This window comes from Streptomyces hyaluromycini (genome assembly GCF_002217755.1).
GTDB classification, from domain to species: domain Bacteria; phylum Actinomycetota; class Actinomycetes; order Streptomycetales; family Streptomycetaceae; genus Streptomyces; species Streptomyces hyaluromycini.
In genome coordinates, this window is the sequence record NZ_BCFL01000016.1 from 71,887 (window position 1) to 91,389 (window position 19,503).

Consider the following 19,503-nt stretch of genomic DNA (forward strand, 5'->3'; position numbering starts at 1 on the left):
GTGAAGAAGGTGTGCGAGGTGGATGACGGGACGCGATTCCGCCTGTCGCCGCACCGGCCCCTGCCGTAGGTTCTACCCAGATGAGAGATACACCCCGCCCACAGGGGACTGTGGGCGATTTCAGGCCGGGGCCTCCCCAGCTTCGACCTGGTCGTGCCCTCGCGCACACAACCGGGGCCTCCGGCTCCGGATCTCCTCACCGATCGGACGGTCGCCCGCCCCAAACCCCCCGGGGCGCGCGGCGTTCCGATCCGGACGGCCGCCTCGGAACCACCCCCCCTGTTCCGGGGCGGCCGACCTCCTTCCTTCGCTTTCCCCTCGTGGGACTCCTGGCGCTTCTGGGCCTGCCGGCCCTCCTCTTCGCGCTGATCACCTGGCAGGTCGTGGCCCATGGCCCGCTGCTCCGCATGGACAGCCGCCTGAGCAGCGCACTCGTCCACCCGGACCGGTTCTCCGAGCTCCTCTCCGACCTCGGGAACGCGCAGGTCGCGGTCCCGGTCCTGGTGCTCGTCATCGGTTACGCCGCCCGGCGCGGCCGTGCCACCGGTACAGACCGCTGGTGGCTGCCGCCCGCGGCCGCCGCCGTCCTGATGGCCCTGGTCCCGGCGATCATCGTGCCGCTCAAGGACTGGACCGCCCGTCCGGGGACCCCGGCGGTGCCCCCGGCGGTCGGCTACTTCCCCTCCGGCCACACGGCGACGGCGGCGATCGCGTACGGCTCGGCGACCCTGCTCCTCCTCCCCTGGCTCACGTCCGCCGCCGCCCGCCGGACCACCGTCGCCGGCTGCGCGGCCCTGGTCCTCGGCGTCTCCTACGGCCTGGTCCGCCGCGGCTATCACTGGCCGCTGGACGTGGTGGCCAGCTGGTGCCTGGCCACCGTCCTGCTGACGTCACTGGGGCTGCTGCTCACCCGAAGTACGCGTCGAAGTTCTTCTGGAACTCCCAGTTCGAGAACCGGTCCCAGTTGATCGACCAGGTCATCAGGCCGCGCAGGGACGGCCAGGTGCCGTGGGTGGCGTACGAGCCGCAGTTCGTCTTCTTCGTCAGGCAGTCCAGGGCCTTGGTGACCTCGGACGGGGCCACGTAGCCGTTGCCCGCGTTGGTCGACGCCGGCATGCCGATGGCGATCTGGTCGGGGCGCAGGGGCGGGAAGACGTTGTTGGCGTCGCCCGCCACCGGGAAGCCGGTGAGCAGCATGTCGGTCATGGCGATGTGGAAGTCGGCGCCGCCCATGGAGTGGTACTGGTTGTCCAGGCCCATGATCGAGCCCGAGTTGTAGTCCTGGACGTGCAGCAGGGTCAGGTCGTCGCGGAGGGCGTAGATGACCGGGAGGTACGCGCCGCAGCGCGGGTCCTGGCCGCCGAACTTGCCGGTGCCGTAGAACTGGTAGCCCATCTGCACGAAGAAGGTCTCGGGCGCCATCGACAGCACGAACTTCGACCCGTACTTGGCCTTCAGCGTCTTCAGCGCGGAGATGAGGTTGACGATCACCGGGGTCGTCGGGTTCTTGAAGTCCGTGTCGCTCGCGTCCAGGGAGAGCGAGTGGCCCTCGAAGTCGATGTCGAGACCGTCGAGGCCGTAGGTGTCGATGATGTTCGAGACGGAGGAGACGAAGGTGTCCCGCGCGGCCGCGGTGGTCAACTGCACCTGGCCGTTGGCACCGCCGATCGATATCAGCACCTTCTTGCCGGCCGCCTGCTTGGCCTTGATCGCCGCCTTGAAGTCGGCGTCGGATTCGACGTTCGCGCACTCGGTGACCGGGCAGCGGTTGAAGCGGATGTCCCCGGAGGTGGCCGAGGTCGGTTCGCCGAAGGCCAGGTCGATGACGTCCCAGCTGTCGGGGACGTCGGCGAGCCGGGTGTAGCCGGAGCCGTTGGCGAAGGAGGAGTGGAGGTAGCCCACGAGGGCGTGCGTGGGCAGGCCGGTGGAGCCGCCGGAGGAACCGGCGGTCGTGGTGGCCGTCACCGCGGCCGACTTCGCGGACTCGCCGGCGTCGTTCACGGCGGTGACCTGGAAGCTGTACGCCGTCGACGGGGACAGCCCGGTCACGGTGGCCGAAGTACCGGTGGCCGTCTGGACCTTGGTCCCGTCCCGGTAGACCGCGTAGCTCGTGGCGCCGGTGGCCGCCATCCAGGAGAGGGCCACGCTGGAGGAGGTGACCGTGCCGGCGGTGAGGCCGGTGGGCGCGGCCGGCGGCTGGCCCGCGGAGGCGCCCGGTCCGACCAGCGACACGTCGTCGGCGTAGTAGGCGCCGGTGCCGTACCAGCCGTGGGTGTAGATCGTGACCTTGGACGTCGAGGCGCCGGTGGTGAAGGTGGTCGTGAGTTTCTGCCAGTCGGGGGCGGACTGGGTCCAGGTGGAGACGTCGGTGGTGCCGGTGCCGCTCGCGCCGAGGTAGACGTAGGAGCCGCGGACGTAGCCGGACAGGGTGTACTGCGAGCTCGGCTTGACGGTCACGGTCTGCGCGCACTGGGCGTTGTCACTGCCGGCCGGGGTCGCCTGCAGCGCGGAAGCCCCGCTGTGCACGGGTGAGTTGACCGTCGTACCGCTGCCCGCCGTGCAGGTCCAGCCGGAGAGGCCGGATTCGAATCCGCCGTTGACGGCGAGGTCCGCGTCGGCCGCACGGGCGGCCGACGAGAGCGCGGTGATACCGGGTACGGCCAACAGCAGGGCCGTGAGCATGGTGAGAACAGGTCTCGCGCGAACCACAAGTGCCTCCGGTGGTGGGGGAATTGGAGGTGGGGTGCGCGCTCAATTTGGTCCAGACCAATTCGCTTGTCAAGACCTACGGTCCCTTGTGACCGCCCTCAGCACAGCGCCCCGCCAGGGGCGCGGGGAACTGCGCGACCAGCCACGACGAACCCGCAGCCGACCGACAACCGATGCGCGAACGGCACCTAGTCATCGGCCAAGCCGGCGGCAGCCTCGTGCATCGCCAGCTCCAGCAGCCCCGGATCCGTCAGCGTCCCCGACCCGTCCGGCGCCACCAGCCACCGCACCCCCTGCGTCGACCGCCCGGGATACGGCACGACGATCCAGGTTCCGGCCCCCGCCGTGCGGATCCCCGTGCCGAGCCACCGGGCGGCCGTGCCGGGCGGCACGAAGAAGCCCACCCGGCTGTCCCCGAAGTCGACCAGGACGGGCCCCGGTTGGTCGAGGACGCGGGTGAGCACGTCGAGGGTCGGATAGCCGAGCTCGCCCGGCAGGATCAGTACGTCCCAGGCCCTGCCGGCGGGCAGCAGCGCGATCCCCAGCGGGTTGCGCTCCCATTCCCAGCGGCAGGCCTCGGGATCCGGTGCGACGGATGCCAGCCATTCGACCGCCGTCTCCGCCCCAGTCATCAGAAGACCTCCCCATCTCACTCGTCGACGCGGGCGTCGCGTCACGGGGAGAGAGGGAGGTCTTCCGGGGGCATTACGCGGGTTTCAGCACCGTACCGAAGTGAGCTGGATCACACGCCAAACCGGATCAGCTGTCGAAGCCGAGACCCAGCCGGTCCATCGCCCTGAGCCACAGGTTGCGGCGGCCGCCGTGGGCGTCGGCGCGGGCCAGGGACCACTTGGTGAGGGCGATGCCCGTCCAGGCGAACGGCTCGGGCGGGAACGGCAGCGGCTTCTTGCGGACCATCTCCAGGCGGGTGCGCTCGGTCTCCTCCCCCGACAGCAGGTCCAGCATCACGTCGGCGCCGAAGCGGGTGGCACCGACGCCGAGGCCGGTGTAGCCCGCCGCGTACGCCACCTTCCCCTGGTGCGCGGTGCCGAAGAACGCCGAGAAGCGGGAGCAGGTGTCGATCGCGCCGCCCCAGGCGTGCGTGAAGCGGGCGCCCTCCAGCTGCGGGAAGCAGGTGAAGAAGTGCTCGGCGAGCTTGGCGTAGGTCTCCGGGCGGTCGTCGTACTCGCGGCGCACCCGGCCGCCGTAGTGGTGGATGGCGTCGTAGCCGCCCCACAGGATGCGGTTGTCGGCGGACAGCCGGAAGTAGTGGAACTGGTTGGCGGAGTCGCCGAGGCCCTGCCGGTTCTTCCAGCCGATCGCGCCGAGCTGCTCGGCGGTGAGCGGCTCGGTCATCAGGGCGTAGTCGTAGACCGGGACGGTGTAGGCGCGGACCCGCTTGACCAGGCTCGGGAAGATGTTGGTGGCGAGCGCGACCTGCCGGGCGCGGACCGCCCCGTACGGGGTGCGTACGGCCATGCCGGCGCCGTAGGCCTTCAGGGCGAGGGCGGGAGTGTGCTCGTACACCCGCACGCCCAGCGCGAGGCAGGCCTGCTTGAGGCCCCAGGCGAGCTTGGCCGGGTTGAGCATGGCCACGCCCCGGCGGTCCCACAGGCCCGCCTCGAAGGTCGGCGAGTTCACCTGTGCGCGCACCGCGTCGGCGTCGAGGAACTCCAGGTCGTCCGCGAGGCCCCGCTGCTCCAGCTCCTTGTGCCAGTCGCGCAGTTCCCACGCCTGGTAGGTCTCGGTCGCGACATCGATCTCGCCGGTGCGCTCGAACTCGCAGTCGATGCCGTGCCGGGCGACGGCGGCCTCGATCTCGTCGAGGTTGCGCCGGCCCAGCTCCTCAAGGCGGTGGATCTCCTCGGGCCAGCGGGCGAGGCCGTTGGGCAGCCCGTGGGTGAGGGACGCGGCGCAGAAGCCGCCGTTGCGGCCCGAGGCGGCCCAGCCCACCTCGTGGCCTTCCAGCAGGACCACATCGCGCCCGGGATCGCGCTCCTTGGCGTTGAGCGCGGTCCACAGTCCGCTGTAGCCGCCGCCGACGACCAGCAGGTCGCAGGTGTCGGCGCCGGTCAGCGCGGGCTCGGGGTGGGGCTTGCCGGGGTCTTCCAGCCAGTACGGGACCGGCTGTGCTTCGGAGAGAGACTTGGTCCAATCTGCCTGACGGCTCATGGCGCTCGGGGCCATGATTTCAACTCCCTACAGAGTCAATTAGGGGTTATGCGGTTATGCCTTTTGCCTGTTGCGGCGGTTGTTGATGAGCATCGAGGCCAGGACGAACAGTACGGCGACCAGGAACATGGCCGTACCGATGACATTGATCTGGACGGGCGTGCCGCGCTGTGCCGAACCCCAGACGAACATGGGGAAGGTGACGGTGGAGCCCGCGTTGAAATTGGTGATGATGAAATCGTCGAAGGAGAGGGCGAAGGAGAGCAGTGCGCCCGCCGCGATTCCGGGGGCCGCGATGGGGAGGGTGACCCTGACGAACGTCTGCACCGGTCCGGCGTAGAGGTCCCGGGCCGCCTCCTCCAGGCGCGGGTCCATCGACATCACGCGCGCCTTGACCGCGGTGACGACGAAGCTGAGGCAGAACATGATGTGGGCGATGAGGATGGTGTAGAAGCCCAGCTGGGCGCCCATGTTGAGGAACAGGGTGAGCAGCGAGGCCGCCATGACGACCTCGGGCATCGCCATCGGCAGGAAGATCAGCGAGTTCACGGCGCCGCGGGCCCGGAACCGGTAGCGGACCAGCGCGAAGGCGATCATCGTGCCGAGCACGGTGGCGCCGATCGTCGCCAGGGTGGCGATCCGGAGGCTGATGGAGAGCGAGCCGCACATGTCGGCGACCCCGCACGGCTGCTTCCAGGCGTCGAGCGAGAACTGCTGCCATTCGTAGTTGAAGCGCCCCTTCGGTTTGTTGAAGGAGAACACCGTGACGATGACGTTCGGAAGGAGGAGATATCCGAGGGTCAGCAGTCCCGCGATGACGACGAGACGTTTCTTGAGCCAGTTGACGAAGGGCATTTAGACCAAGTCCTCCGTCCCGGACCGGCGAATGTAGATGGTGACCATGGCGAGGATCGCGGCCATGAGGATGAAGGAGAGCGCGGCCGCTGTCGGGTAGTCGAGAATCCGCAGGAACTGCGTCTGGATCACGTTTCCGATCATGCGGGTGTCGGTCGAGCCGAGGAGTTCGGCGTTGACGTAGTCACCGGCCGCCGGGATGAAGGTCAGCAGCGTGCCGGAGACCACGCCCGGCATCGACAGCGGGAAGGTGACCTTCCGGAACGTCGTCCACGGCTTGGCGTACAGGTCGCCGGCCGCCTCGTGCAGCCGTCCGTCGATCCGCTCCAGCGAGGTGTAGAGCGGCAGGATCATGAACGGCAGGAAGTTGTACGTCAGACCGCAGACGACGGCGAGCGGCGTGGCCAGCACCCGGTCGCCGGCCGTCCAGCCGAGGAAGTCGGTGACGCTCAGGATGTGCAGCGAGTTCAGGACGTGCACGACCGGGCCGTTGTCGGCGAGGATCGTCTTCCAGGCCAGGGTGCGGATCAGGAAGCTGGTGAAGAACGGCGCGATCACCAGGATCATGATCAGGTTCCGCCAGCGGCCGGCGCGGAAGGCGATGAGATACGCCAGCGGGTAGCCGAGCAGCAGGCACAGCACGGTCGCGGCGGCCGCGTAGAAGACGGACCTGAGGAACTGCGGCCAGTACTCGCTCAGCGCGTCCCAGTAGGTCACGAAGTGCCAGGTGACCTTGTAGCCCTCTTCCAGGGAGCCCGTCTGGATCGACGTGGACCCCTGGTAGATCATCGGCAGGGCGAAGAAGACGACCAGCCAGAGGATGCCGGGCAGCAGCAGCCAGTAGGGGGTCCACTTGCCTCGCTTGCGCGGGGCCTTCTTCGTCTCGGGTTCGGCGGCCGCCAGCGGCGGGGGCGCCTCGGAGAGCGTGGCCATCAGGCGGCCTCCTCCTCGGTGCCGGCGGAGCCCACTGTCCCAGCAAGCAGGGACTGCGCGGCGTCGAGGCCGAAGGTATGGGCCGGGCTCCAGTGCAGGACGACGTCGGCACCGGGCACCAGCCGCCCGTCGCGCTCGATGTTCTGCACGTACACCGCGAATTCGTCGCAGACCGGGCTGTCGATGACGTACTGAGTGGAGACGCCGATGAAGCTGGCGTCGGCGACCTTGCCGGTGATGCGGTTGCGGCCCTCGGGGATGGAGCCCGCGTCGTCCGCGTGCGTGAGGGAGATCTTCTCGGGCCGGACCCCGACCAGCACCTTGCCGCCGGTCGTGGTCGGCGCCGAACATCGCGCCTCGGGCAGCACCAGCTTCCCGCCGCCGGCCTTCAGGATGATGTCGTCGCCGTTCTTCGTGTCGACCTCGGCCTCGATGAGGTTCGAGGTGCCGAGGAAGTTGGCGACGAAGGTGGTGTTCGGGTTCTCGTAGAGGTCGGCCGGGGAACCGAGCTGCTCCACGCGCCCCGCGTTCATCACGGCGACCGTGTCGGCCATGGTCATGGCCTCCTCCTGGTCGTGCGTGACGTGCACGAAGGTGATGCCGACCTCGGTCTGGATCCGCTTGAGCTCCAGCTGCATCTGACGGCGCAGCTTGAGGTCGAGGGCGCCGAGCGGCTCGTCGAGGAGGAGCACCTTCGGGTGGTTGATGAGCGCGCGGGCCACGGCGACACGCTGCTGCTGGCCGCCGGAGAGCTGGTGCGGTTTCTTGCGCGCCTGCTCCTGCAGCTGCACCAGCTCCAGCATGTCCTCCACCTGCTTCTTCACGCTCTTGATGCCGCGCCGGCGCAGGCCGAAGGCGACGTTCTCGAAGATGTCGAGGTGCGGGAAGAGGGCGTACGACTGGAAGACCGTGTTCACCGGCCTCTTGTACGGCGGCAGATGGGTCACGTCCTGGTCGCCGAGATGCACGGTGCCGCTGGTCGGCTCCTCCAGCCCCGCGATCATCCGCAGGGTGGTGGTCTTGCCGCAGCCGGAGGCACCGAGGAGGGCGAAGAAGGAACCCTGCGGCACCGTCAGGTCCATCGGGTGTACGGCGGTGAAGCCGTTGTCGTAGGTCTTGCCGATGCCGGTGAGGCGGACGTCGCCGCTGTTGTCTGTCGTCATTCTCGTCACGCCCCTGTGAGCTTCGCGAACTTCTGCTGGTAGGCCGTCTCTTCCTTCGAGCTCAGCGAGCGGAAGGCGTGGGATCTGGCCTGCATGGCCTTGTCGGGAACGATCAGCGGGTTGCTGGCCGCCGACTTGTCGATCTTGGCAAGGTACGGCTGCACGCCCGCGGCCGGACTCACGTAGTTGATGTAGGCGGCGAGTTCGGCGGCCGGCTCAAGCTCGTAGTAGAAGTCCATGAGCCGCTCGGCGTTCGTCTTGTGACGCGCCTTGTTGGGGATCAGCATGTTGTCGGTCGACGTCATGTAGCCGCTGTCGGGGATGACATAGCCGACGTCCGGACTGTCGGCCTGGAGCTGGACGATGTCGCCGGCCCAGGCGATACAGGCGGCGAAGTCGCCCTTGGAGAGGTCGGACGTGTAGTCGTTGCCGGTGAAACGGCGGATCTGGCCCTTGTCGACGGCCTTCTGGAGGCGGGCGATGACGGCGTCGTAGTCGTCGTTTGTGAACTTCGCCGGGTCCTTGCCCATGTCGAGCATGGTCATGCCGATGCTGTCGCGCATCTCGGTCAGGAAGCCGACACGGCCCTTGAGCTTGGGGTTGTCGAGCAGGTCGGAGACCGTCTTCACCTCGACGCCGTCGAGCGCCTTCTTGTTGTACGCGATGACGGTCGAGATGCCCTGCCAGGGGTACGAATAGGCGCGGCCCGGGTCCCAGTCGGGACTGCGGAACTGGTCCGACAGGTTGGCGAAGGCGTGCGGGAGGTTCGACGCGTCCAGTTTCTGGACGTAGCCGAGCCGGATCATGCGGGCGGCCAGCCAGTCGGTGAGGACGATCAGGTCACGGCCGGTGTCCTGGCCGGCGGCGAGCTGCGGCTGGATCTTGCCGAAGAACTCGTCGTTGTCGTTGATGTCCTCGGTGTACTTGACCGTGATGCCGGTCCGCTTGCGGAACGCGTCCAGCGTCGGATGGTTCTTCCCGCTGTCGTCGACGTCGATGTACTCGGGCCAGTTGGAGAAGTTGACGACCTTCTCCATGGCCGAGTGGTCGTCGGCGGAGACCCCGCCCTGGGACTTGCCGGCCGCGGGGATGCCGCATGCGCTCAGCGCCCCGGCACCGCCCACGGCGAGCGCGCCGCCCAGCAGCGACCGACGGGTCATGGCGGCCCGGCCATTACGGAGGCTGCGCCGCATGGCGGCCACTTCGACCGGTGTCAGGCGGTCGGGCTCGTACTGCGTCATACGCTTGATGCCCTTTCGGGAAGATGGCCGGGGTCAGCGGCCGGAGCTGTGACTATCGGTCCCCGAAGATCGTGCGGTGCCAGTCCTTCCGCGCCACCGCCGTATTGTCGAACATAACGTGCTTGACCTGGGTGTACTCCTCGAACGAGTACGCCGACATGTCCTTGCCGAAGCCGGACGCCTTGTAGCCGCCGTGCGGCATCTCGCTGATGATCGGAATGTGGTCGTTGACCCACACGCACCCCGCCTTGATCTCGCGGGTCGCACGGTTGGCCCGGTAGACACCGCCGGTCCACGCGGAGGCGGCCAGACCGTACGGGGTGTCGTTGGCCAGCCGGATGCCCTCATCATCACTGTCGAACGGCAGAACGACCAGCACCGGCCCGAAGATCTCGGACTGGACGATCTCGCTGTCCTGCGGCGCGTCGGCGACCAGGGTCGGCCGGTAGTACGCACCGCTCTTCAGCTCCCCTCCGGGAGCCTCCCCGCCGGTCACCACGCGCGCGTAGCCGCGCGCCCGCTCCACGAACCCGGCGACCCGGTCCCGCTGGGCGTGCGAGATCAGCGGCCCGAGGTCGGTACCGGGAGCGAACGGTTCCCCGAGCCGCACGGTCTCCATCAGGGCGGCCGTCCCCGCCACGAACGCCTCGTAGAGCGGCCGCTGCACGTACGCGCGCGTGGCGGCGGTGCAGTCCTGCCCGGTGTTGATGAGCGCCCCGGCCACGGCCCCGTGAACGGCCGCTTCCAGGTCCGCGTCGTCGAAGACCACGAAGGGCGCCTTGCCGCCGAGCTCCAGGTGCAGCCGCTTGACGGTCGCGGTGGCGACCTCGGCGACCCGCTTGCCGACGCCGGTGGACCCCGTGAAGGAGGTCATGGCCACGTCGGGGTGCCCGACGAGGTGCTCACCGGCCTCCTTCCCGGTCCCGGTGACGATGTTGATCACACCGTCCGGGATCCCGGCGAGCGTGGCGGCCTCGGCGAAGAGCAACGACGTGAGCGGGGTCAGCTCGGCCGGCTTGAGCACGATGGTGTTGCCGGCGGCGATCGCCGGGAGGATCTTCCACGCGGCCATCTGGAGCGGATAGTTCCAGGGCGCGATGGAGCCGACGACACCGATGGGCTCGCGGCGGATGTAGGACGTGTGGTCACCGGAGTACTCGGCGGCGGCCTGCCCCTGCAGATGCCGGGCGGCCCCCGCGAAGAACGCGGTGTTGTCGATGGTCCCCGGCACGTCGAACTCGCGCGTGAGCTTCAGCGGCTTGCCGCACTGGAGGGACTCGGCGCGGGCGAACTCCTCGGCGCGGTCGGCGAGCACGGCGGCGAACCGGTGCAGCGCGTCCGACCGGTCACCGGGGGTGGTGGCGGCCCAGCCCGGAAACGCGTCCCGCGCGGCGGCCACGGCCCGGTCGACGTCCTCCGGGCCGGCCAGCTCGTACGTGTACACCTCCGCGCCGGTGGCCGGGTCGACGACGGCGTGCGTACGGCCCGACGTGCCCTTGGCGAACCGTCCCGCGATGTACTGCGCGCCGTCCGCGAGCCGTTCCTGCGCGGGGAAGGTATCCGGGGTGGCGGTGCCCGGGTTGTCCATGTCGCTTCTCCTCCGCCGTCACCCCGTCCCGAGAGGCGGGTGGCGTAGCTCCAGCTCGATTTGACTGCCGATCCTGACAGAGCAAGGGGCGACCAACAAGTGATTCCGTTGTTGCCTTTTGGTTACGCGACGGAATCTGTCGACCAGGTGTCGAGTCAGGGCGGAAAAGGCAGGACGGAGTGTCAGTGGTGGCTGCCAGACTGGCGTGCATGGCGGAGATCGATTCTGTGGAGGCCCTGATCAGGGCGGTCCGGGCGGGGGCCAGGATCAGGTACCTGCACTTCTGGGGACACCGGCCGAGGCCGGACGGGCAGGTCTCGGCGAGCTGTCTGAGCCAGTGGTGGCCGTCACGCTTCGTGGTCGACGGTGTGGAGTACGCGACCGCCGAGCACTGGATGATGGCGGGAAAGGCCAGGCTCTTCGGGGACGCGGAGGCGGAGCGGGCGGTCCTGGCGGCGGGGCACCCCGCAGAGGCGAAGAAGGCGGGCCGCCTGGTCCGGGGCTTCGACGAGGCGAAATGGCAGCGGGAGCGCTTCGGCATCGTGGCCGAGGGCAGCGTGCACAAGTTCGCCGCCGACGCCGGGCTGCGGGACTTCCTGCTGGCGACCGGCAACCGGGTCCTGGTGGAGGCGAGCCCGGTGGACCGGGTGTGGGGGATCGGCCTGACGGCGACGGACGCGGCAGCGGAGGATCCGACGCGGTGGAGGGGGCTGAACCTGCTGGGGTTCGCGTTGATGGAGGCGCGGGAGCGGTTGCGGATGGCGGGGGCGTAGAAAGACGAGGGGGTGGGGCTTGTGACCGACGGAACTGGTCCCACGCAAAGGGGCGCGGGGCTGTATCGATATGCGGCTCCCCCGCGTGGGCGCGACCAGCCCCCACCGCGCCGCACCCGACCACCCACCGGTCCGCCCGAGCTATTGGCTCCCCTGGCTCCCCGCCACCACGATCAGCGTGATGAACGCCGCGGCGAGCACCAGCCCCGCCGACCCGCAGATGATCCCGGCCAGCGCCTGCCCGCCGTTCGTCGCCACGCCCCGCTTCACCCGGGCCCGCCCGATCGACCCGAACACGATGGCCAGCACCCCCATCACCAGCGCGACCGGCGCCAGGCAGAACCCGATCGCACTGATGATCCCGGTCACCATGGCGGCCGTCCCCAGACCGTTGTCAGGCGCAGGCTGCATCCCGGGCCAGCCGCCGTACCCCCCGGGCCCGGCCGCCGGATACGACGGCAGCGGCTGGCCGGGATAGCCGTATCCCGGCGCGGGCGGGGCGGAAACAGGGCCACCGGGGTAGCCGTAGGGAACCTGACCGGGCCCGTTCGGGGCGATCGGCGGCGGAGGCACCGCCGCGCTCTGCGGCTGCTGAGGCTGCTGCGGCGCGGGCGGAGCGTAGGGGTTGGGCGGCGGTGCGGCGGGATCCGGCGCCGCGAAGGGGTTCGCCGGCGGAGCCGGGCGCATGTCGGACGGCGCGGCGATGGGGCTGGCCCAGCCCTGCGGCGGTGCGCCGGCGGAGGCGTCCGGCCCCGGTATCGCCGCGACCGTCCGCTGGTCGTGGACCGACGGCGGTATCACCGGCGCGTCGGGCCCGGCCCCCTCCCCGACGTCCTCCCCCTTGTCCAGCCGTACCTTCGGAGCCTGCGGCACCTCGTCAGCCATCGTGTGATGTCCCCTCTCCTGCACGTATGCCGCCGCCATGCTACGGCCCGGCCCCCGGCCGGACTCCGGCCCGGCCTACGATGACCCCGAGTCACCGATCAGCCGATCACCGCGCCGGGCCCCACGGCCGTACCCCGCCGTAGGCGGCCCGCGCCGTTCCGGGGAGGAACCCTTGTCCGACCGCCACGCCGAACCCGCCGCGCCGCGCGATGTGCACGCCTTCATCGCCGGACTGCCCAAGGCCGAACTGCACGTCCACCACGTCGGCTCCGCCTCCCCCCGCATCGTGTCGGAACTCGCCGCCCGGCACCCCGACTCCAAGGTCCCGACCGACCCCGAGGCCCTGGCCGACTACTTCACGTTCACGGACTTCGCCCACTTCATCGAGGTCTATCTGTCGGTGGTCGACCTGATCCGCACACCCGAGGACGTGCGGCTGCTCACCTACGAGGTGGCCCGCGAGCTCGCCCGCCAGCAGGTGCGCTACGCCGAGCTGACGATCACCCCGTTCTCGTCCACCCGGCGCGGGATCGACGAGCGGGCCTTCATGGACGCCATCGAGGACGCTCGGAAGGCGGCGGAGACCGAGTTCGGCACGGTGCTGCGCTGGTGCTTCGACATCCCCGGCGAGGCGGGTCTGGAGGCCGCCGAGGAGACGGCACGGCTGGCGACGGACGACCGGCTCCGCCCGGAGGGCCTGGTCTCGTTCGGTCTCGGCGGCCCCGAGATCGGGGTGCCCCGGCCGCAGTTCAAGCCCTACTTCGACCGGGCCGTCGCGGCCGGCCTGCACTCCGTCCCGCACGCGGGCGAGACCACCGGCCCCGGCACGGTCTGGGACGCGCTGACCCACCTGCACGCCGAGCGCATCGGCCACGGCACCAGCTCCGCGCAGGACCCGAAGCTCCTCGCCCACCTCGCCGAACACCGGATCGCGCTGGAGGTGTGCCCGACCTCCAACATCGCCACCCGCGCGGTGCGCACCCTCGAAGAGCACCCGATCAGGGACTTCGTCGACGCCGGTGTCCTGGTCACGGTCAACTCCGACGACCCGCCGATGTTCGGCACCGACCTCAACAGCGAGTACGCGGTCGCCGCCCGTCTCCTCGGGCTCGACGAGCGCGGCATCGCCGACCTCGCGAAGAACGCGGTGGAAGCGTCCTTCCTGGACCTGGCGGGCAAGGCGGCGGTCTCGGCCGAGATCGACGCGTACACGAAGGCGTGGCTCGCCCCCTGACGAGCCCCTGCGGAACCCCTGCGGAGCCCTGACACCATGGGCTCATGCAGACCGTGACCGCCGTGGCCCACCGCGGCGACCCCTACCGCTTCCGCGAGAACACGCTCGACTCCCTGCGTTCCGCGCTCCGCCGGGGCGCGGACGCGGTGGAGACCGACGTTCGGCTCACCCGTGACGGTGTTCCCGTCCTCCTGCACGACGAGACGCTCAAGCGGTTGTGGGAGCACGACCGCCCGCTGCCCACCCTGTCGGCGGACGAGGTGCGCGGACTCACCGCGGGCGCCGCGGGCGGTGTCCCGACCCTCGCCGAGGCGCTGGCGGCGACGGAGGGCAGCCGGGTGATGCTCGACCTGCCCGGGGACCCGAGCGAGCGGGCGGTGGCAAGGATCGTGGCCGTGGCCCGGGAGTGCGGTGCGACGGAGCGCGTCTACTACACGGGGGACGCCGTCGCGATGCTGGCGGTCCGGGCCGCCGACCCGTCCGCCGAGATCGCCCTGACCCGCAAGACCGTGGCCCCGGCCCGCCCCGCCCTCCTGGACGCGATCCGCCCCCGCCACCTCAACTACCGCTTCAGCCTGCTCGACCCCGAACTGGTAGAACACATCCACCACAGCGGCTACCTGGTCTCCTGCTGGACCCCGGACACCCGCCGCTCCCTGCGCCGCCTGCTGGACATGGGCGTCGATTCGATCACCACGAACAGAGTGGACGTACTCAACGCCCTCCGCTGAACGCGCCCCGAAAGGGGCGCGGGGCTGTACTTGACATGCGGCTCCGCCGCGTGGGCGCGACCAGCCCCCACCCAGCCGCACTAGACCCGCGACCTCTGCGCCACCGTCGCCGCATCAGCCGGCACCGACCGCGTCACATACTGCGGAACCGGCGCCGCATCCGTCCCGTCATCCCGCACCAGCCCATACCGGACCGCCCCGTCCGGGGGCCCGTACAGCACATCCTTCTCCACCGCGTCCCACGACGACGGGAAGACGCTCACCCCGTAGTCGGCCCCCCGCTCGTTCACCGTGAACGTCACGCTGCCGTCGACGTAGTAGTACTCGTTCTGCCACATCTGCTGCGCCCCCGACGGCAGCACCGCGTACCCGACCGCCGAGTTCCCCATCCCCGTCGCGGACGTGTCCGTCGTACTCACCCGGTCGTCCATCCGCCGCCCGCCCCCGGACGCCACATGGAAGATCTTCCCCTTCAGCCCGGTCCAGGACGGCATGACCAGGTTCCCGGCCCGGTACTGCGGTGAGATCTGCCAGCGGACCAGCACATAGCCCTGGCCGGAGAGGGTGACACCGTCCCCGCGGTGGTTCAGGACGGCGTGCGCCCCACCCGTACTGGTGATCCCGCCCTCCGGCCGGTGCGGCAGCGCACCCGGCCTGGTGTCCGGATCCGGCGCCGTGTCGACCGCGTCGACGACCGAGCCGTAGACCGCCGCGGTCGCCGAAGCCGACGGGGACGGGGACGGCGGGGCGGAAGAGGACGGCGAGGGCGTGGTGACCGGCGTCTGCGGTACCGCACGCGTGACCGCCGCCGTCGGCGACACCGCGGTCCGCGGTGCCGGGTCGTGCGGCGTCTGTACGACGACATAGGCGCCGCCCGCCACGATCGTCGCCCCGGCGGTCACCGCCACCGCCGGTTTGGTCAGCACGCCCAGGACCTTCGCCGACCAGCCGGCGGACACGGAACCGGCCGCGGCCGCCGTCTTGCCGCCGAGCAGCAGCGACAGTGTGAAGCCGACCGGGACCGGCACCAGGGCGATCCCGACCAGCAGCCGTTCCGCCGGTACGACGGAGTCACGGGTGTCTCCGCAGTAGCCGCAACCCCGGATGTGCCGGGCCAGCCGCTTGCGCCAGACGGAGTCGGGCCGCCCGTCCCAGCGGGCGGTCAGCTCGCGCAGTTCCGGGCAGGCCCCGTCCAGGGCGCGCACGATGCCGCGCGAGGTCTCCAGCCGCTCCTTCATCCGCTGGACGCGGACGGCGGCATGCTGCCGGCTGATGCCGACGGCCGCCGCCAGTTCACGCCGGGTGAGTTCGCCCGACACCTCCAGCCACCACAGCGACACCAGCTGCCGGTCCTCGGCGTCCAGCCAGCGCACGGCCTCCGCGACCTCCCGCCGCTGGCCCTCCAACTGGAGTCGCAGCACGGTGAGTTCGGCGAAGTCGGCGGCGCCGTCCGGGACCGCCTCGTCCAGTTTCCGGTCCCGTCTGCGGCGCGCCCGGTCCCGGATCTGCCGCATGGCGATGGCCACCAGCCAGGACCGGAAGCTGTCCGGGTCGCGCAGGGTGCCGAGGTTGTCGACGGCCCGCAGCATGGTCTCCTGGACGACGTCGTCGACGTCGGCGTGGCCGTTCAGGGCACGGCCGACCACGTTGTAGACCAACGGCAGCCAGCCCGCGACCAGTTCGTCCAGCGCACGCCGGTCGCCCTCCTGCGCGGCCGCGACCGTGGCCCGCCACTGCCGCGACACCTGCACGTTCGTCCTCATAACCGCACCTTCTCAGCCGGGGCGGTGGCTTTGGCAATGTCGGGGATCACAGTGCGGAGACGGAGTGCGGGGTTCCGGGATAACACTTTTTCATCCGCCGAGTTCCCGGGCAGCCGTGCCCCCTAAGGGTGTTGCCTGGTAACTCCCCTAGTTCTTGAGCCAGTTGGTGGGTGACAACTCAGGGGCGCGTGCCCTCCCCGCCGACGATCCGGGCGGCGCGGTACCCCCGGAGGATGGCCGCGACCCTTGACCGATCACCTCCTGAGGAGCTCACGCATGCGTGTCCGCACCCGGAGTACCGCCCTCGCCGCCTCCCTCGTCCTGGCCCTCGCGGCCGGACCGCTGGCCGCCCCCGCCCTCGCCGCCGCCCCGGCGCCCGCCGCCGCGCGGGCCGCCACCGGTCCGGACGCCACCGGTCCGGACGCCGAGGCACTGCGTGCCGCGATCGCCGGGCTGCCCGACGCGGACGCCACCGCCGCGCTCGTCCGGGTGGGCGGTACCGACGGCGTCTGGCGCGGCAGCGCGGGCGTGCACGACCTGGCGAGCGGCCGGGCGGCGGACCCGGACGCCCGCTTCCGCGCCGGTTCCACGACGAAGGTGGTGACCGCGGCGGCCGTACTGAGACTGGCGGCGCAAGGGCGGATCGACCTCGCCCGGCCGGTCCAGCAGTACCTCCCGGACCTGTTCACCCCGGCCTTCCGGCCCATCACGGTGCGGCAGTTGCTGAACCACACCAGCGGCATCCCGGAGGGCGACGGCTGGGGCAACTCCTTCGAGGCGCAGTACGCGCACCGCTTCGACACGCTCACCCCGCAGCAGGTCGTGCGGTCGGCGGTGGCGAAGGGCCCCGAGTTCGCGCCGGGCACCCGGCAGGACTACCTCAACATCAACTACACGGTGCTCGGGCTGCTGATCGAGAAGGTGACCGGGCGGTCGTACGCCTCGGTGGCCGAGCGGCTGGTGCTGCGCCCCGCCGGGATGCGGGACACCTACTTCCCCGGCACCGACCCGCGCATCCGCGGCCCGCACAACCACGGCTACCAGAGGGTGACGAAGGCCGACGGGACGACGGAGTTCCTGGACGTCACCGAGTGGAACCAGGCGGACCGGTTCGCCGCCGGGGACATGATCTCCACCACCGCCGACCTGGAACGGCTGCTCACCTCCCTCTTCCGGGGGCGGATCGTGCCGCCGGGACCGCAGCTGGAGGAGATGTTCACGGTCCCGGCGAACATCGAGGGGGCCACCTACAGCGCCGGGCTGCAGCGCTTCGCGTACGAGGGCCGGGTGTACTGGGTCAAGTCGGGCTCCCGGTACGGCTACAGCGCGGCCATCGCCGGGACCCGGGACCTGAGCCGGACCCTCGTCTACTCGGTCGACGCGACCGACGCGAAGGGCGTGGACACGAACCCGGTCGCCGAGCGGATCGTCCTCGCCGCGCTCAAACAGGTCGCGCAGGAGTGAGGGTGAGAGTCCGGTCGGCCCGCGCCCGGCTTCACGATCACACCATTGCCGGTCTGCCCATCGCACCGTCTCCCCGTCGCCCGTGGGGATGACCGGCCGCTGGTACCCCGGTACCAGCGGCCCGCCGAAGATTCCCCCGGGGTCCCAGGGTCCGGAGGCGGCCCGCTCCTACCTTCGACAACGGAGACCGCGACGAGACCGGCCGCGGCCGAGTGCGAGGCAGGAAGGCCCAGCTCCATGATCGAAGCACGCGAACTGACAAAGCGCTACGGCGACAAGACCGTCGTCGACCGTCTGAGTTTCACCGTGAAGCCCGGTGAGGTGACCGGCTTCCTCGGTCCCAACGGCGCGGGCAAGTCCACGACCATGCGGATGATCGTCGGCCTGGACGCCCCCACCCACGGCTCGGTCACCGTCAACGGCCGTTCCTACGCCGGGCACCCCGCCCCCCTGCACGAGATCGGCAGCCTCCTGGAGGCCAAGTCCGTCCACCCGGGGCGCAGCGCGGCCAACCACCTCCTGGCGCTCGCGTACACACACGGCATTCCGCGCAGCCGCGTCGACGAGGTCATCGAGCTGGCCGGGCTGACCAGCGTGGCCGGCAAGCGGGTCGGCGCCTTCTCGCTCGGCATGGGCCAGCGGCTCGGCATCGCCTCGGCGCTGCTGGGCGACCCGGCGATCGTGATGCTCGACGAACCGGTCAACGGCCTCGACCCCGAGGGCGTGCTCTGGGTCCGCAACCTGCTGCGTCAACTGGCCGACGAGGGGCGGGCCGTGATGCTCTCCTCGCACCTGATGAGCGAGACCGCGCTGATCGCCGACCATCTGGTGATCATCGGTCGGGGCAGGCTGCTCGCGGACACCACGGTCGAGGACTTCACCCGGGAGGCGGGCGGCGGTGGCGTGAAGGTCGTCACCGGCGAGCCCGCGAAGCTGCGCTCGCTGCTGGCCGGACCCGACGTCACGATCACCTCCTCGTCCGCCGAGGAGCTGCTGGTCGCGGGCCGGGACGCCCGGGAGATCGGGACGGTCGCCGCCCTGCACGGCGTACCCGTGTACGAACTCACCCCGCAGGCCGTCTCCCTGGAGACGGCGTTCATGGACCTCACCCGGGACGTGGTCGAGTACCAGAGCGCTCCGGCCGGCACCGCACGAAAGGCCGCCTGATGACCGTCACCAGCATCGCCCTCGCCCGCCCGGCGCCGTACAAGGTGACCGGCCGCCGGGTACTGCGCTCGGAGTGGGCCAAGTTCTGGTCGCTGCGCTCCAGTTGGATCACCCTCGCGGTCGCCGTGTTCCTGCTGGTGCTGTTCGGGACGATCGCCAGCTACACCTACAGCGCGGGCGCCACGGCGGGCGGCCCGCCCGGCGCGAGCAGCGGGGAGAGCGACGCGGTCAGCCTGGCCCTGACCGGTGTGACCTTCGCGTCGCTGGCCGTGGGCGTGCTCGGGGTGCTGCTGTCGGCGGGCGAGTACAGCACCGGCATGATCCGCTCCACGCTCACCGCCGTCCCGCGGCGCCTCCCGGTGCTGTGGGCGAAGGCCGCCGTGCTCGGTCCGATCGCCCTGGTCCTCACCACGCTCGGTGCGCTGGCCGCGTTCGGTCTCGGCTCGCCCGGTCTGGACGGCGAGAAGATCTCCCTGTCGCTCGGCGACGACGGGGTGCTGCGCAGCCTGGCCGGAGCCGGCCTCTACCTCGGTCTGGTCGCCGTCTTCGGCGTGGCCCTGGGCGTGCTGCTGCGCAACTCCGCCGGGGCCATCGCCTCCCTGGTCGGCATCCTGCTGATCCTGCCCGGCCTGGCCTCGCTGCTGCCCGACTCCTGGTACGACACCCTCAGCCCCTACTTCCCGAGCAACGCCGGCCAGGCGGTGTACGCCCTGCACCAGTCCTCCGACGCCCTCTCGCCCGGGGCGGGCATCGCCGTCTTCGCCGGCTGGGTGGCGCTGACCCTGGCCGCGGCGGCGTACCGGCTGGCCAGGACCGACGTCTGAG

17 protein-coding genes are annotated in these 19,503 nt (G+C 70.6%); 7 read left to right on the plus strand and 10 right to left on the minus strand.

Features of this window, described 5'->3' with window-relative positions; translation table 11 throughout:
* Positions 1 to 110 precede the first annotated feature (110 nt).
* A complete protein-coding gene (locus SSP29_RS00360) occupies positions 111 to 968 on the plus strand; it encodes a phosphatase PAP2 family protein (RefSeq protein ID WP_245882991.1) in 858 nt (285 codons plus the stop codon).
* On the opposite strand, the gene SSP29_RS00365 is transcribed toward SSP29_RS00360, so the two are convergent.
* From SSP29_RS00365 to SSP29_RS00400, 8 genes are all read right to left on the minus strand, one after another.
* A complete protein-coding gene (locus tag SSP29_RS00365; RefSeq protein ID WP_089098432.1) occupies positions 907 to 2,682 on the minus strand; it encodes a chitinase in 1,776 nt (591 codons plus the stop codon). The two genes, SSP29_RS00360 and SSP29_RS00365, sit on opposite strands and share 62 nt — an antisense overlap.
* 215 nt (positions 2,683 to 2,897) lie before the next feature.
* Positions 2,898 to 3,341, minus strand: a complete 444-nt coding sequence (locus SSP29_RS00370; RefSeq protein WP_089098433.1) for a hypothetical protein — start codon at positions 3,339 to 3,341, stop codon at positions 2,898 to 2,900.
* Between the two features lie 127 nt (positions 3,342 to 3,468).
* Positions 3,469 to 4,896, minus strand: a complete 1,428-nt coding sequence (locus SSP29_RS00375) for an NAD(P)/FAD-dependent oxidoreductase (RefSeq protein ID WP_089098434.1) — start codon at positions 4,894 to 4,896, stop codon at positions 3,469 to 3,471.
* 39 nt (positions 4,897 to 4,935) lie between these two features.
* Positions 4,936 to 5,736, minus strand: coding sequence for an ABC transporter permease (locus SSP29_RS00380; protein ID WP_089098435.1), 801 nt, complete (start codon positions 5,734 to 5,736; stop codon positions 4,936 to 4,938).
* A complete protein-coding gene (locus tag SSP29_RS00385) occupies positions 5,737 to 6,669 on the minus strand; it encodes an ABC transporter permease (protein WP_089098436.1) in 933 nt (310 codons plus the stop codon).
* Positions 6,669 to 7,832: an ABC transporter ATP-binding protein gene (locus SSP29_RS00390; protein WP_150133301.1), complete on the minus strand. Its 1,164-nt coding sequence runs from the start codon at positions 7,830 to 7,832 to the stop codon at positions 6,669 to 6,671. Before SSP29_RS00390 ends, SSP29_RS00385 begins: the two co-directional genes overlap by 1 nt.
* Before the next feature lie 5 nt (positions 7,833 to 7,837).
* Positions 7,838 to 9,073, minus strand: a complete 1,236-nt coding sequence (locus tag SSP29_RS00395; RefSeq protein ID WP_089098438.1) for a polyamine ABC transporter substrate-binding protein — start codon at positions 9,071 to 9,073, stop codon at positions 7,838 to 7,840.
* 52 nt (positions 9,074 to 9,125) lie between these two features.
* Positions 9,126 to 10,661 (minus strand): gamma-aminobutyraldehyde dehydrogenase, encoded by a 1,536-nt coding sequence (locus tag SSP29_RS00400; RefSeq protein ID WP_089098439.1) that lies wholly within the window; start codon positions 10,659 to 10,661, stop codon positions 9,126 to 9,128.
* 209 nt (positions 10,662 to 10,870) lie between these two features.
* On the opposite strand from SSP29_RS00400, the gene ybiA reads away from it, so the two are divergent.
* Positions 10,871 to 11,434 carry a riboflavin biosynthesis intermediates N-glycosidase gene (gene ybiA / locus SSP29_RS00405; protein WP_089099729.1) on the plus strand — a complete coding sequence of 188 codons (564 nt, stop codon included), beginning with the start codon at positions 10,871 to 10,873 and terminating at the stop codon, positions 11,432 to 11,434.
* 141 nt (positions 11,435 to 11,575) lie between these two features.
* Here the strand turns inward: ybiA and SSP29_RS59500 are convergent, their stop codons facing one another.
* A complete protein-coding gene (locus SSP29_RS59500; RefSeq protein ID WP_150133302.1) occupies positions 11,576 to 12,319 on the minus strand; it encodes a DUF4190 domain-containing protein in 744 nt (247 codons plus the stop codon).
* Positions 12,320 to 12,356: 37 nt separating this feature from the next.
* Between SSP29_RS59500 and SSP29_RS00415 the strand changes: the two genes are divergently transcribed.
* Together SSP29_RS00415 and SSP29_RS00420 are read left to right on the plus strand one after the other, a co-directional pair.
* Entirely contained in the window at positions 12,357 to 13,553 is a 1,197-nt protein-coding gene (locus SSP29_RS00415; RefSeq protein WP_089098440.1) for an adenosine deaminase, read from the plus strand.
* 44 nt (positions 13,554 to 13,597) lie between these two features.
* Positions 13,598 to 14,284 (plus strand): glycerophosphodiester phosphodiesterase, encoded by a 687-nt coding sequence (locus tag SSP29_RS00420; RefSeq protein WP_089098441.1) that lies wholly within the window; start codon positions 13,598 to 13,600, stop codon positions 14,282 to 14,284.
* 80 nt (positions 14,285 to 14,364) lie between these two features.
* On the opposite strand, the gene SSP29_RS00425 is transcribed toward SSP29_RS00420, so the two are convergent.
* Positions 14,365 to 16,047 carry an RNA polymerase sigma factor gene (locus tag SSP29_RS00425; protein WP_089098442.1) on the minus strand — a complete coding sequence of 561 codons (1,683 nt, stop codon included), beginning with the start codon at positions 16,045 to 16,047 and terminating at the stop codon, positions 14,365 to 14,367.
* A gap of 276 nt (positions 16,048 to 16,323) precedes the next feature.
* Between SSP29_RS00425 and SSP29_RS00430 the strand changes: the two genes are divergently transcribed.
* The 3 genes from SSP29_RS00430 (at position 16,324) to SSP29_RS00440 (ending at position 19,502) form a co-directional block, all read left to right on the plus strand.
* Positions 16,324 to 17,511 (plus strand): serine hydrolase domain-containing protein, encoded by a 1,188-nt coding sequence (locus SSP29_RS00430; RefSeq protein ID WP_089098443.1) that lies wholly within the window; start codon positions 16,324 to 16,326, stop codon positions 17,509 to 17,511.
* A 237-nt stretch (positions 17,512 to 17,748) separates the two neighbouring features.
* Entirely contained in the window at positions 17,749 to 18,678 is a 930-nt protein-coding gene (locus SSP29_RS00435) for an ABC transporter ATP-binding protein (protein WP_089098444.1), read from the plus strand.
* Entirely contained in the window at positions 18,678 to 19,502 is an 825-nt protein-coding gene (locus tag SSP29_RS00440) for an ABC transporter permease (protein ID WP_089098445.1), read from the plus strand. The genes SSP29_RS00435 and SSP29_RS00440 overlap by 1 nt, the downstream gene beginning before the upstream one ends.
* Position 19,503: the final 1 nt, after the last annotated feature.